This is a genomic window from Roseibium sp. TrichSKD4, assembly GCF_000148725.1.
Taxonomy (GTDB): Bacteria; Pseudomonadota; Alphaproteobacteria; order Rhizobiales; family Stappiaceae; genus Roseibium.
The window spans coordinates 124,311-137,435 of sequence record NZ_GL476319.1 but is presented as its reverse complement, the minus strand read 5'-3'; the positions used below and the strand labels follow the sequence as shown (position 1 = coordinate 137,435).

The 13,125-nt window shown below is 53.6% G+C and carries 11 protein-coding genes; 8 read left to right on the top strand and 3 right to left on the bottom strand.

Annotation, left to right across the window (positions count from 1 at the left end; translation table 11 throughout):
- The first annotated feature begins 148 nt into the window (after positions 1-148).
- The 6 genes from TRICHSKD4_RS16930 (at position 149) to TRICHSKD4_RS16905 (ending at position 6,069) form a co-directional block, all read left to right on the top strand.
- A complete protein-coding gene (locus TRICHSKD4_RS16930) occupies positions 149-676 on the top strand; it encodes an SMI1/KNR4 family protein (protein WP_009468099.1) in 528 nt (175 codons plus the stop codon).
- 81 nt (positions 677-757) lie between these two features.
- Positions 758-1,624: a PAAR domain-containing protein gene (locus TRICHSKD4_RS29490; protein WP_009468098.1), complete on the top strand. Its 867-nt coding sequence runs from the start codon at positions 758-760 to the stop codon at positions 1,622-1,624.
- A gap of 4 nt (positions 1,625-1,628) precedes the next feature.
- Positions 1,629-1,841 carry an HNH endonuclease gene (locus TRICHSKD4_RS16920; protein WP_009468097.1) on the top strand — a complete coding sequence of 71 codons (213 nt, stop codon included), beginning with the start codon at positions 1,629-1,631 and terminating at the stop codon, positions 1,839-1,841.
- A complete protein-coding gene (locus TRICHSKD4_RS16915; protein WP_009468096.1) occupies positions 1,834-2,301 on the top strand; it encodes an SMI1/KNR4 family protein in 468 nt (155 codons plus the stop codon). Before TRICHSKD4_RS16920 ends, TRICHSKD4_RS16915 begins: the two co-directional genes overlap by 8 nt.
- 5 nt (positions 2,302-2,306) lie before the next feature.
- Positions 2,307-5,396 (top strand): DUF6531 domain-containing protein, encoded by a 3,090-nt coding sequence (locus TRICHSKD4_RS16910; RefSeq protein WP_009468095.1) that lies wholly within the window; start codon positions 2,307-2,309, stop codon positions 5,394-5,396.
- A gap of 82 nt (positions 5,397-5,478) precedes the next feature.
- Positions 5,479-6,069 carry a rhodanese-like domain-containing protein gene (locus TRICHSKD4_RS16905; protein ID WP_009468094.1) on the top strand — a complete coding sequence of 197 codons (591 nt, stop codon included), beginning with the start codon at positions 5,479-5,481 and terminating at the stop codon, positions 6,067-6,069.
- Positions 6,070-6,160: 91 nt separating this feature from the next.
- On the opposite strand, the gene TRICHSKD4_RS16900 is transcribed toward TRICHSKD4_RS16905, so the two are convergent.
- Positions 6,161-7,078 (bottom strand): alpha/beta hydrolase, encoded by a 918-nt coding sequence (locus TRICHSKD4_RS16900; protein WP_208993114.1) that lies wholly within the window; start codon positions 7,076-7,078, stop codon positions 6,161-6,163.
- 369 nt (positions 7,079-7,447) lie between these two features.
- Between TRICHSKD4_RS16900 and TRICHSKD4_RS16895 the strand changes: the two genes are divergently transcribed.
- Complete coding sequence (locus TRICHSKD4_RS16895; RefSeq protein ID WP_009468092.1) at positions 7,448-9,133, top strand: alpha/beta-hydrolase family protein; 1,686 nt, start codon at positions 7,448-7,450, stop codon at positions 9,131-9,133.
- Between the two features lie 108 nt (positions 9,134-9,241).
- Positions 9,242-9,685, top strand: coding sequence for an RbsD/FucU family protein (locus TRICHSKD4_RS16890; RefSeq protein ID WP_009468091.1), 444 nt, complete (start codon positions 9,242-9,244; stop codon positions 9,683-9,685).
- Positions 9,686-9,762: 77 nt separating this feature from the next.
- On the opposite strand, the gene TRICHSKD4_RS16885 is transcribed toward TRICHSKD4_RS16890, so the two are convergent.
- Both TRICHSKD4_RS16885 and TRICHSKD4_RS16880 read right to left on the bottom strand, forming a co-directional pair.
- Positions 9,763-12,003 (bottom strand): TRAP transporter permease, encoded by a 2,241-nt coding sequence (locus TRICHSKD4_RS16885; RefSeq protein ID WP_009468090.1) that lies wholly within the window; start codon positions 12,001-12,003, stop codon positions 9,763-9,765.
- A 100-nt stretch (positions 12,004-12,103) separates the two neighbouring features.
- Positions 12,104-13,087 (bottom strand): TAXI family TRAP transporter solute-binding subunit, encoded by a 984-nt coding sequence (locus TRICHSKD4_RS16880; protein ID WP_009468089.1) that lies wholly within the window; start codon positions 13,085-13,087, stop codon positions 12,104-12,106.
- Positions 13,088-13,125: the final 38 nt, after the last annotated feature.

Genomic DNA, 13,125 nt, shown 5'->3' with positions numbered 1-13,125 from the left:
ACAAAACTTATTTCCGTATTCACGATAGACCACAGGACTTTGTAGCGACGGACGAGCAGCAGGACGGCGAAAACCCGTTTCTTGTGAATGCTAGTTTTAAGGCCTTTCTGGATAGTCAATAGACCTGTTGGGATAGAGTGACAAAGAAATGCAGCTGATCAGGTACGGCAAACCTCGTAGAGACGATTTTTGTGAAGCTACATTTCAGAGAATTGGCAAGTTGGTGGGTGGAACAATTCCGGATGAATACGTTGGTTATTTAAGGGAATACGGTACTGGACGGAAACTTCAGCCAAACACTGTAAAATCGGGCACAGTGAATGATCTACGGGTCGAAGAGTTTTTAACCGTTTCTGATGAGGACGATCCAGAGTCTGTCGCGGGAGCAACCAGAACCTTCCGTGCCAACGGCATGATCAGTGATAACATCCTTTTGTTTGCAGAAGCTTACGGCGGCCACCTTCAATACGGTTTGATCTTGGAGGGGCCGCTTTATGGATCGGTTGTGGCAATGGACAGTGCGCGATTGATCCTTGATGGAAGGGAGACGGAAATTCCGAACGTGAAGGGTGTTTATCACCTCGCACGGTCCTTCGATGAATTCATCGATAGCCTGTATTCCGATCCGCAAGAGCTTGAGGAATGGGAAGAAGATTACGGTCCGCTCAACGGCTAATATCTGGAACTGGAATGGGCGGCGTTTGATGAAGCATTACAGCAAGTTCGAACCAATAACTGCGATGTGACGGGGGCTTTAATGCCAAAAGCTGCGAGATTGGGGGATATTGGGGCCGGGCATGGGTGTTTTCCGCCAACGCCCGCCATCGCCGGCTCATCCGACACGTTTATCAACGGCCGACCGGCTGTTCGTTTGGGTGACGCTTTTGTTCCGCACGGATGCCCGAACTGTCCGCCTCATCCCCGGTCTCTTTCGGCTGGGTCAGCAACTGTTTTTATCAATAACAAGAAGGCAGGACGGGTTGGGGATGCCATTGGGTGTGGCGGGTCGGTTTCTACCGGATCAGGCGACACGCTTATTGGCGACGTTGGCATGGGTGGTCCCTTCAAGAGCTGCATGAAGGGTGCAAAAGATTCATCTACGCCGCTCCTTGATCCCGGATTGAGCAAATTGGCGGATCCGGCTGCCGCCGAGCTATTGTCCTACCGAAATGCCTTGGCAGGAGGCTTGGACAGTCTCGAGAATTTCGTCTCGCAGACAATGAACTCCTTGCTTGAAAACGGCATTCAAAATGCTCTGTCCCAACATGTCGCAAGTCTGGTCCCGCCCAGCGTTGGGGCAGCACTGCCGGGTGCTGCTTTGTCCGCTGTTAAAGACGGGCTGACATCAGACAATCTCGTTTCCGCCCTCAAGGGAAAATTGAACGGGATTGCCAACGATGTCGGCGGACATATGTCAGCCCAATTGGGACGGGCCTCCAAGTCTTTGACCTCCATGGGAAACCCGTTGACGGCCGTGTTGCCTAACCCGCCGGGAAACAGCCTTGCCAATGCTGTTCATGCCATGGCATCCGGTCAGCCTGAAGCGCTGAAATCGACCTTAACGGCAATGGCGACCGACAAGGTGCCAAATCTTGCCGCCCATGCTGCCGGAACCACTCTGTGAGATTATGACCGTAACCAAAGACACAAAACCGAGCCGCATCCGCGATTGTTATCAGGCGGTGCGCCAAACCGGAAACCAACGCACCCCTCGGGGCTATACCTGGCACCATGATGGAGCCAATCCGGGCACCTTGCAGCTGGTGGAAACTGGTGTGCACAACGCCTTTCCACATTCCGGCGGCGTCACGGTCATCCGAGGGCAGATCGAAAATGATTAAGATCGTTCAGGCTGATCCGGGACTAACTGCCGAGGAATTGGTTCAGGTGGATGCGTTTTTGGGGATGCCGGTTCCGCGAGCCCTCAAGAACCAGTTAGCCAAAAAGAATGGCGGACGGCCTGTCCCGGAGTGTTTTACATTTCTCGACTATGACGGCCCTTATTCAGATTCTCTGATTGACTGGTTCCTGACATTTGATGCGGATGCGGAACACTCTAATTTCTTTGAATATTTCGACATGTATCATCGAGGCGGGCGCATCCTGCCGCACATGATCCCTTTCGCCCATGATCCATTTGGAAACCTGATCCTCATCAGCGCGTCCGGAAAGGATGAAGGTGCCATTTTCTTTTGGGACCATGAGAGGGAAAGTGGAGAGGGGCCGAGCTACGAGAACCTCAATTACCTCGGCAAGGATCTAGAACACTTCTATTCGCGTCTGTTTGCCTGGCAGGAATAATCGAATTGGACGACCTTTACCGCCTATATGACTACCGCGGGACGCGGCCGTCGCAAATGTTGCTGATCGATAATATTTTTGATCCGGTAACAGGTGAAGTTCGCCTCGCTCGCCGTGATTTCACCATTCCCGGGCCAATCCCTCTAACGCTTCTGTCGACTTGGCAATCCCAACCGCTGTTCAGCGGCCAAATTGGTTCTGGTTGGGTCGACAATTGGAACATATTCGTCCTCCCAAAACTGGAGCACATGCACCTGCATCTGCCGACTGGGGAAATAGCTGCGTTCGAAACGCCGTGGTCAGGAGGGCAATCCAGTCATCCCGTTGTCATCGACTGGAAATTGGAGTTTTTGAACGATAGGCCAACATTTCAGGTGCCGGGTGGCTTCTTTTACGAGTTTGGGCTTCATGACGGGAAACGTCTTTATCTGCGGCGGATCTATAATCGGGCCGGGGATGAAGTTCGGTTCAAGCGCTCCGCTTATGGCGACTTGAAGAAGGTTCTGAGATCTGACGGCGTCTCCTTGAAGGTAGAATGTGAGGACATCAACTTCGATCGCATCTTGGGACCAGACCCCCAAACCGGCGAAGAAACGGAACTGGCATCCTATGGCTATAATGAAAAGGGCCAGCTCATCTATTCGTTCGGGGGTTTGTCAGGCGAATGGGCGTACGTTTATGACGAAAACGGGCTGTTAACGCACCGCGTCAGGCCAAATGAAGCCTGCGAAGCATTTCGTTTTGACGCGAAAAGGCGCTTGCTCGCTCGCCGTTTCACCCACGGTATGATGGCGTTGGATTGTGCCTATCCAAAAGAGGATATGACCATCATTCGCCGGGGAGGAGAGGTCATCACATCTTTTGAGCTGGATGTCAAAGCGCGTGCAGTTAAGGCTTTCGAGTTTGCCGACAAGACGCGTGTTCATCTGGACCGCGATGACCTTGGCCGCGTAACGCTGGCTTGTCTGGGCAATGCGGTATCATCTGGACCTTCTGAAACCGAAGAAGCCGAACCCTTTGAGGTCCGGCAACTCAACTTGGTTCAATACACCTATGACGAGGCGTGGGGACAGCTATCAAGTGTGACTGGTGGAATCACACCGCTATTGGAGTTTTCGTTTTCAGAAGATGGAAGTCTGACAAGGTTTGAATGTCTCGGGCTCGACTGGCAGCTGCACTATTCTGAAAACGGCCAACTCACCTCTGTTGAAACACCCGAAGGAACAAAAGAGGAGTTAAATCCGGCAAACGTGACGTGGAACCCGACGAGTTGGGACGTTGCGCAAACAGCAACCCAATCTGCCACCGGTGCTGAACACTTACTGGAAGCTCTAAGGTTCTATCTGGAACGGCCAGCGGGCCAGCATCCGCACTGGATTGGCGGGGCTATCTCAGACGCAGCTGAAATTCCCGAAACTCTGAACTGGGCACACGCTCTTCTTCAAACTCCTGCGGAATCCGCACAGATTCCGGCGAATTTGATCGGAAGCACACCCTCAGTCGCATTAGGTGTGCCTACCGATGTCTATCGGGCGATTAGCAACCTAACGCATTCCGCTCTATTCGGAAGCTGCATTGCAGAGTTTAATCCGCAGAATTGTTTCCGGGGAACCTTTCGCCATTTTCCTCTTGAGCGGCCTTTCATTCCGGAGAGCTGTGTTGATGGGCCGTTTTTGGATGACCTGAATGGGCGAGACAAACTGGGTCGCTTGATTGCCGATACGGACCAGGACATCAGGCTCCGGTTTCTCTCTAATGGTGTTCTCTCATCGCTGGAGAACAATAAGGGCGCGGAGATCGCCGTGGTCTCAGACAGCATGGTGGACGTCTCCGGGCTCTCTCATATGCAAGTGAGTGACGCGGATTGGGGAGGTTACCTTCGTGTTTGGCCATGGAATGCCAATCCAGCACGTGATGACTGCGAGGCGGAGTTGCGATTTAACCGCAGTTTATGCAGCGCTGTAGCGCGAGGGCAACGTGATGGCCAAATTGCATTGGAGCGAAGTTTTCATGGAAGACTGCCCTTAGAGCAGACTTCCTATTCAGACGATAAAATGGCCCGACGGCTTGTACTTGAAAATGGCGGCTGCCAAGTTGAACATGCAAGTGGTCGCTGGTGTCTCTCCGATAGTGAAGTTCGTCTGGACGACAAGGTTCTGGCTCAATTCGAAGAGCGCGATAACGAACTCCGTATTGAAGATCACTTGGGCCAACAAATTTGTATTGAACGTGATGCAAATGGAAAGCTGCTGCGCCTGGTCTCTGAGGGTGCTGCGCAGTTTGAAGCAACGTGGACCGGAAATTCAGCCACGGTCAGAGACAAGTCCGGATATGGTACGTTCAAAATCGTTGATCGACACATCGAGTGGATCGGTGAGCATCTGGTCGACGAATTACGAATTGCAGGTAATACGACAGGTTTTTCTGTTTCTTTAGGTGACCGTCAACTGGACTGCCAGCGTCATGCAGAAACTTTTGAACTCCACTGTGGTGGATCAACACTCGAAATCTGCGCGGAAATGGGAGCACAAAATCTCCCAAAAGCACAAACCGTCAGGTTGAATGGAGAGGCTGTTTTTTGGTTGGAGTTTCAGTGGGGACTTGGCAAAGAGCTGGTATCCCAGAGATTGATCCCGGAAGTTACCGGTTTTTTTCAAAATACCCGATCGCGGAAATTGCCGGTCCAGACAACCTGTTCCTATTCATTCGAAGGGTTGTTGGAGCATATCCGGCAACAGGACAATGATGGGGTTGAGCGCCTCACAGAGTATGTTTGGTCGCCGCAACGGCAGCCGCTTTTTGTTTTCGAGGAGTGTCTCGGTGAGACCAAAGGGACTACATTGCTCCATCTGCCTTTTGGACAAATCCAAGTTGGGAAACAAGGCATTCTGTTTCTGCATGGGCAAAAAGGCGACAGTCTGGGTCTTGAAGTCACTTCCCGTCGGGTTCTTGGTTTATCGCTAGCTGATCAACATCTTGGATTTCTTCCCCTATTTAACCTGCTTGCCGGCGTGCCGATTTTAGAAGATTTATTTCCATTCTCCGCGTTTCTTGGAGAAACACCAAGGCACCGGCCAGTGTTGAGTTTGATGTGACGTAAATCCAAGGCTTCACTCGACATGCCGCAACGATACCAATACTCTTTCAGCACGTTAAACGAGTTCGGAGGAAGCTTGCATGCGGGGAATGGTCCTGGGGTTGGCGCTGGCTGTGGTTGCGACACCAGCTTTGGCAGATAAGGTGGGAATCACCAAAGACATCATGAGCGTGACGGTGGAAACGGCGGAGGGGGGCGTTGAGATCAAACGCAATCAGGACCCGGAGGCGCGCCTTGGCGAGCCGTGGGTCAAAACCTCTCGAGAGTGCCCAAACTTTTGTATCCAGCCGATGACGCCGGCCCCCGGTGTCACAACCATTGGCGAGTTGGAAGTTCTGGAGTTTCTGCGCACGGGTGATGCATTGCTAGTTGATGGGCGTATTCGTCCGCAGTTTGAAGAAGGCACCATTCCAGGTGCTATCTCTGTTCCGTATAATGAAGCGGCAGACCGATTGGGTGAATTTGGCTGTGAGGTCGATTTCGACGGCTGGATCTGTGAAGGGGAAATGCCAAAGGTCGTTTTGTTCTGCAATGGCCCTTGGTGTGGCCAGTCGCCGACCGCCGCGCGGCGGATGATCAAGGCCGGATTTCCGGCTGAAAACATCTACTATTATCGCGGCGGCATGCAGAACTTGCACATGCTCGGCCTGACGGTCGCCCCGGGCAAATAAAACGGCTTAAAAAGGCAAACGCCACTCATTCAAATAGGCGGCCTGTTGGTTCATGAAACACCGGCAGGCCGGATTTGTTCTTGTACTCCTGCTATTGTTTCAGGAGCCAGCTGTTTTCGCCAACTTGTGAAAGGCCTTTCCGCTCTTGCGCTGCTTTACCTCGGTTTAAGAGCGCATCTAGGTCGGCTCCAACTACCCGGCTGTGAATGTGATAAAGGTGTCCCGTTGGGCTATCATCCGGCAGGTCGCTCAGGTCTATCACTTCGACGCCTGAAAGACTGGCAACATCATTGCCCGCCTGACCAAGTCGCGGATAACCGTGGAGTTGGGCGGAGAGGGCGAGGGGAATGTCGCCGGACGTGACATAAATGGTCAGCCGGTCTGTCAACGGGCGGATGCGTGGCAAGATGCGCTGGAAAAGGCCGAAATCCATATCAGGAGCAAGCAGCACAACATTCGCAAAGCGAGCGTCTGGCTTTCGGAACGCCATCTCGTAAAGCGCAAGCACCAGCCCGCGCGCGCCAAGACTATGCGCAACGAGATTGGTGTTGTCTCCGCCGAGCCGTCTCTCAAGGTCGGCGATTACGTCGGCGAGATCCGGAACACTCCAATAAAGGTCTGCTTCATCGCGGGTGTAATTGGTCACAACGCCATCGGAAGGCCAGCTAAACCAGAGATAATTCTCGGTAAGCCCAGCGTTTTCGCGAAGCATCGCGGCGCGTCGGCAGCCTTTTTCAAAACTGATGTTATAGCCGTGGACATAAAGGGTCGCTGAGCCATCTGCAGCTTGTCTCGCATAGAGATCCAAAAGGTCCGAGACCTTCCGGTCTTGAACCTCCTGAACCTTTAGCAGCTCTTCTTTGATATAGGCGGGTGCCTCCTCGGTGAGGCTATTCAGGACACTGAGATCTCGTTCTACAACACTGTAAATCCCTGCTTTGAGCGTGCTGCGTTCATCACCAAACGCTTTGGCCGGGGTATTGGTGTCGTTGCGGTTTCTTGACGTCACAAATGGGGTTTTCTGAACCTTCGGCGTTGCCGCCTCGGTTTGGTCCGCGGCAGCGTCATGACTTGTGAGAAGACAAGGAGAGAGAAAAACAAGTCCGAGAAACAATGATCGGCAGGAGTGAAAACGCATAAGGAACTTTCTTTATAGACAAGTGCAGGAAATCGAGTAGAGCGATTTGACGTTGGTATGCCAAGACTTAGTAATCAAAGCAGCAACATATCGACAAGTCGAGGAAGGCTGTTTAGGTCTTGAGGTTGCGCCTGATGGTTGTGATTGTGTTTAAAAGGGGCGCTTGAGCGTTGATATTTCTGATGGGCTGTTTCGGCTCTCCCAAGTTCTGTGATCTCTATCCTGAGGCATTTGAGTAATATGGCTGGTCTGACATTTCGAAAAATCCTCCACCGGCTGTTTGGCGATTTTTCAATTCTGTTTCTCCTTCTTGGCCTGGTGTTCTTTGCAGCATCCCTGACCCCGTCTCTCATCCCTCGAGGCCCAACAGAGCAGGGAGTGCTTGGCGGATTACTCACAGCCATTGGTTACTTGTTGGCGCAGAGTCTGCTTTTGCTTTGGCGCGCGGCCCAGATGCCGGAACTTCCCAAACGAGCGATGCGATGGGTCACTTGGGCGGCGTCCGCCAGTGTGTTAGTGCTTTTCCTCGTTGTGTTGGGCTCAAGTTTGAACTGGCAAAATGAACTACGGCTGAAGATGGGCATGGAGCCATCCAATGCGCTTCACCTTGCCTGGATTGTTGCCGTTTCGTCCCTGACGTTCCTGATTGCCTATGCGGCCGGGCGGTCAGTCGCCTCGTTTTTCCGGTTTGTTCGGGCCTGGTTCTACAAGGTCATGCCTCCGCGCCGAGCCAACGTGCTGGGTCTCATAGCTGTGGGTCTTATCCTGTTTGTTGTAACCCGCGATGAAGTTTTTGACCGGACTGTTGTTGCTCTCGATCAAAGTTATGAAGCCGCACAAGCGCTGTTTGACAAAGCGCCGCCGGCTCCAACAAATGCGCGTATGACCGGCAGCTCAAAGTCCCTCGTTAACTGGGGCGGCATAGGGAAACCGGGACGGGATTTCATTTTGTCCGGGCCGGATGCCGAGGCGATTACCAGCTACACGGGCAAACCCGCTCTCGATCCGATCCGGGTCTACGTTGGCCGTGCGAATGCTGAAACACCCAAGGAACGGGCAGAGCTGGCCCTTGCTGAACTTAAACGGCTGGGGGCATTTGACCGGAAGGTGCTGATCATTGTCAGCCCGACTGGTACAGGCTGGATGGACCCCGGGTCTCATGATCCGGTTGAATACATGCACAATGGCGACATCGCGACGGTTTCGGTGCAATATTCGTATCTGCAGTCGCCCTTGGCATTGCTCTTGGAAACGCAGTCCGGACTGGAGCAGGCAACAGCTTTGCAGGATGTGGTTTATGCCCGCTGGAGAACCTTGCCAAAGGAACAAAGGCCAAAGCTTTATGTGCATGGCCTCAGCCTTGGAGCATGGTCTTCCATGTATGCCACAAACCTGTTCCGTTTGTTGGATGACCCAATTGATGGCGCGTTCTGGGCAGGCCCTCCGTTCCCGTCAACGCTTTGGAACTATGTTCAAAATAGACGTGAGCCGGGAAGCCCTTGGGTTTTGCCGACAATCGGAGACGGGTCGTTGGTGCGCTATGCATCCCACGTTGCTGATGCGTCAGAAGGGGCACCTTGGGGGGATATTCGGATCGTTTTCTTGCAGTATTCCAGTGATCCGATTGTTTTCTATGATCCGGCTTCAATTTGGCGCGCACCTCCGTGGATGCTGGATCCACCAGCCGAGGACATGTCGGAGCATTTCGTTTTCATACCTATTGTGACCCATTTCCAGTTGCTTCTGGATATGGCGTTAGCCTTCGGCTCTCCGCCCGGACATGGTCACGCTTATTATGCTCAAGACTATATCGCGCCCTGGGTTGAAACCACGGCGCCGGAAGACTGGAGCGCCGACGATACGGCGCGGCTGAAGGCTCATTGCGACAATGGCGTGCAAGGCGGTTGCTCCAATACGGCTGAGTAGACCCCGATACGCCAGGGCAGAGCCATCAAGGCGAAAGGTGAGCGACGTCCTATCGGCTCCAGAGCATCTGTGTGCTCTAATGCCTGCAAAGAGGAGGGGGAGGGTTTCATGTTAACCGGAATTGATCCGCGCATGACAGCGGATTTGCTCTATTGCCTTGCGCGGATGGGGCACGGAGATGAGCTTGTATTGGCAGATCGCAATTATCCGTCTGTCAACACGGCGCGAACATGTTGCGAAACGTCTGTGATTGATCTGCCCGGTCTGAATGCACCTGAAGCGGCCGACATCATCAGCGCGTTAATGCCGCTTGACGGGTTCACGGACTATGCGGCCTTGCGGATGGAAATTGACGGTGCGCCAAAAGAGATTGCTGAGGTGCATATGGATGTTTGGGATGTGCTCCGACCAAGACTTCCGGAAGGTGGTGAGCTGAAAAGCATCGAGCGGCAATCCTTTTACAGCCATGCCCGGAAGGCATTTGCTGTTGTTCAAACAACAGAAGACAGGCCTTTTGGCTGTTTCATCCTGCGCAAGGGTGTTGTGTTTTAAGATAGCTTTCTGCTCATAAAGAAACAGGCGGGATTTGGTGGTCCCGCCTGTTTCATTGTTTGTGATTTTTGTATGTCTTAATCGGCGCCACGAACCGGAATGCTCGCATTCGGTTTCGGATGGAAAATCCGTTGAACGGCGAAGACCGCAGCGGTGATGCCTGCTCCAATCAGGTCGGACACAAGCCCGCCTTCGATCAAGAAGATCGCAGCGACAAGTAGTCCCAACCGCAGGAACCAAGCAGCGACACCGCCGAGGAACCAACCTTGAACCGCTGAGGACAACAGGAAGACCCCGACAACAGCCGTAGCACCCGCTCTGAGGATCTCCAGAATGGTACCATCCATCAACAATGCCGAATTGTAGAAGAACATGAACGGCACGATGAAGGCGGCAATCCCGATCTTGAACGACGTGACCGACGTCTCCATCGGGTTTGCTCCCGAGATGCCTGCAGCAGCGTAACTCGCCAGAGCAACGGGCGGGGTAATTGCCGAGAGAACCGCAAAATAGAACACGAAGAAATGTGCTGTCAGAAGTGGAATGCCCAGTTGAACAAGACCCGGCGCGACCACAGACGCAGCAACGGCATAAGCAGCCGTTGTCGGCATCCCCATCCCCAGAAGGATGGAAATACACATTGCGAAGAAGAGCGCCAGCAACTGGCTGGATTCAGCAAGGTTCAGCAGAAGCGTCGAGAAGCGCGCCCCAACACCTGTCAAGGAGATAACCCCAACAATGATACCCGCGCAGGCACAGACCACGATGATCTGAACAGACATGGTACCGGCAATCTCAAACGCCTTGAAGATGGACCTCGGTCCCATGCGATAAGGCGTCAACCACGACACAACAGCTGCTGCAATCGTTGCCAGTGCTCCGGCCCGGATCACCGAGTAGCCCATAAACAGCGCATAGATCAGGGTCAGGATGGGCACGAACAGGTAGACCTGACGCAGCATTTGCTTGAGCTTCGGAAGTTCGTCAGACCGCATGCCGCGCATGCCGAGTTTTGCTGCCTCGAAATCCACCATGAAGTACACGGAGACAAAATAGAGAACCGCAGGAATAACGGCGGCAATCGTGATGTCGGTGTATGGAATGCCGGTGATTTCAGCCATGATGAACGCACCAGCGCCCATGATCGGCGGCATGATTTGACCCCCAGTTGACGCTGCTGCTTCAACAGCACCCGCCGTTTTACGGTGGTAACCGACCTTCTTCATAAGTGGGATGGTGAGGGAGCCGGTCGACACCACGTTACCGGCAGAAGTGCCGTTGATCATGCCCATCAGACCGGATGCAAAGATCGCAACCTTTGCAGGGCCACCACGGGCACGCCCTGCTGCAGCGAATGCAAAGTTGACGAAGTAATCGCCCACTTTTGAGGCCTGCAGGAAGGCGGCAAAGATGATGAATAGGATGATGTAGGTGGAAGAGACAGCTGTCGTCGGGCCAAGGATGCCTGCATCGGTATAGACCTGGCTGAAGAAGCGCTGCCATGTGATCGCAGGTGAATTCAGGAAGCCCGGCAGTTTGTCACCGATGAAGACATAGACCAGAAAAACGCCCGCAATAACAACTAGCGCCATACCTGCAACCCGGCGGGTCAATTCCATGATCAAGGCGGTTCCGGCAACCGCCGCAATGGAAATGCCAATCGGTGCAAACGGTGTGCCCGTGGAGTTGCGCATCAGTGTGCCGTAGATCGTGATCAAGTACGTTGCGACGGCTACACCGCACACGGCCAGCACAACATCAGGTGCAGCAAAACCGGAGCGAACCCGTTTGTGGAACCAGGACAGGGCAATTGCGCCAAAAGTGGCGATAATCAGTGGCAGGCCAAAGAGATAAGTCTCGTTGAACTTGATGGTCTCATCAATGCCGTTCCACATTTTTCCGCTGCTGATTTCAGCTGCGAACGAGAAGGCCATGCCAACGGAAAAGAGGGCGGGTACCATAAGGGCATAGGCGATGTAGCCCAATGCCTTGGTTTCCTTGCCTTCATCGGGGAAGTCCAGTCGACCGGCGAACAGAAGGAAACCGAGCGCGAGCGCGCCTGCGATGTGAACAATACGGAAGTTCCATGTTTCCATCGGGAACGTCGGCAGCAGCGGAATGGTGATGCCGGTCCATTCGGAAATGGACAGTCCGTTGAGCGCAGCCATGTGAAACGCAGCATAAAGCGCTGCAAAGGTGGTGATGATCAAGAGGTCGCGCCCCTCAAACAATCGCCTGTTAATCTCGACCGGCTCTTCATCGACGTCATGGGCAATCAGATGATCGTCGTCTTCCGCCTTGATTGTCTTCTCGTTCATGTTTCCCCGCAGTTCGGTTTTGATACCGCGATTTTTATGGTTCTTAGAGAAACGCCGCGCGAGGTGCGCGGCGCCTTTTGTTGAAGAAATTGAGGTTGGCTTAGTTGCCGTGGATCATGTCAGCCGGGATATCCGCGCCAGCATTTTCCTTGAACCACTCAGCAGCACCCGGATGCCATTTGAGAACAGTGTTCTTGGTCCAGTTCTCAGGCAAAGTGGAGCGAGCAGCCTTGTGGATGTTCACCATGCGATCATTGTCGGACATGACAACGTTGACAGCAGCCTTCACGAAGGATGCAGGCAGGTCGCAATTGGCAACAGCGAAGTTCCACATGGACACGGAGCGAGCCGGGGCCTTCAAGGTGGAGTAAGTACTGTCTGCGATTTCAAACTCGGAAACCGGGAAGGCTTCCAGAATTTTCGCGCGCTCTTCTTCGGTGAACTCGATGATGTTGATGTCTGTCTGAACTTCGAGCTGGCTCACAGCTGGGACCGGAACGCCTGCTGCGAACGCGATCACATCCAGAAGGCCGTCCTGCAGCTGACCACCAAGGTCGGACCAGCCGCCGTTGCGGCGTTCAAAGTTCACACCGAGCCCTTCCATCATGCGCGGGAAGTAGGTGTCAGATGTGGAACCAGCAGGACCGAAGCCGATCTTTGCGCCTTCCGGAATATCAGCAATGGATGTGATGCCGGAAGAAGACAGTGCCGTGATGGAGAACGGTGTCTGGTACATCGGGAACATGGCACAGGCGTTGGTCATTTGCAGACCCGGTGCAATCGGGTTGGTGCCTGCAATGGACTCAGCTGCCGGGCCCATTGTGGTCATGCCGAATTGGGCATCGCCAGTGTGAACAAGAGCCATGTTCTGCATTGGGCCGCCAGTAACTTCGCCACCGCCGGACAAGCCGAGTTCTTCAGCAACAAGGTTTGCCCAGCCAGAGCCGTAAGCGAAGTAAGTGCCGCCTTGAGACGCTGTGCCAACGGTGAAGCTCTCAGGCCAACCGGTGCGGTCTTCAGCAATGGCGACAGTTGCGGACATTGCAAGAGCAACAGCTGCGCTCGTCATGGAAGCAATTTTCATTCAATCCTCCTGGGTGTCTGTTCCTGTTTGGGAACGAG

Excerpts from the sequence above, each read along its gene's own strand:
- TRICHSKD4_RS16930 (WP_009468099.1), top strand. The coding sequence starts at position 149 with ATGCAGCTGATCAGGTACGGCAAACCTCGTAGAGACGATTTTTGTGAA.
- TRICHSKD4_RS29490 (WP_009468098.1), top strand. The coding sequence starts at position 758 with ATGCCAAAAGCTGCGAGATTGGGGGATATTGGGGCCGGGCATGGGTGT.
- TRICHSKD4_RS16920 (WP_009468097.1), top strand. The coding sequence starts at position 1,629 with ATGACCGTAACCAAAGACACAAAACCGAGCCGCATCCGCGATTGTTAT.
- TRICHSKD4_RS16915 (WP_009468096.1), top strand. The coding sequence starts at position 1,834 with ATGATTAAGATCGTTCAGGCTGATCCGGGACTAACTGCCGAGGAATTG.
- TRICHSKD4_RS16905 (WP_009468094.1), top strand. The coding sequence starts at position 5,479 with ATGCGGGGAATGGTCCTGGGGTTGGCGCTGGCTGTGGTTGCGACACCA.
- TRICHSKD4_RS16895 (WP_009468092.1), top strand. The coding sequence starts at position 7,448 with ATGGCTGGTCTGACATTTCGAAAAATCCTCCACCGGCTGTTTGGCGAT.
- TRICHSKD4_RS16890 (WP_009468091.1), top strand. The coding sequence starts at position 9,242 with ATGTTAACCGGAATTGATCCGCGCATGACAGCGGATTTGCTCTATTGC.
- TRICHSKD4_RS16885 (WP_009468090.1), bottom strand. The coding sequence starts at position 12,003 with ATGAACGAGAAGACAATCAAGGCGGAAGACGACGATCATCTGATTGCC.
- TRICHSKD4_RS16880 (WP_009468089.1), bottom strand. The coding sequence starts at position 13,087 with ATGAAAATTGCTTCCATGACGAGCGCAGCTGTTGCTCTTGCAATGTCC.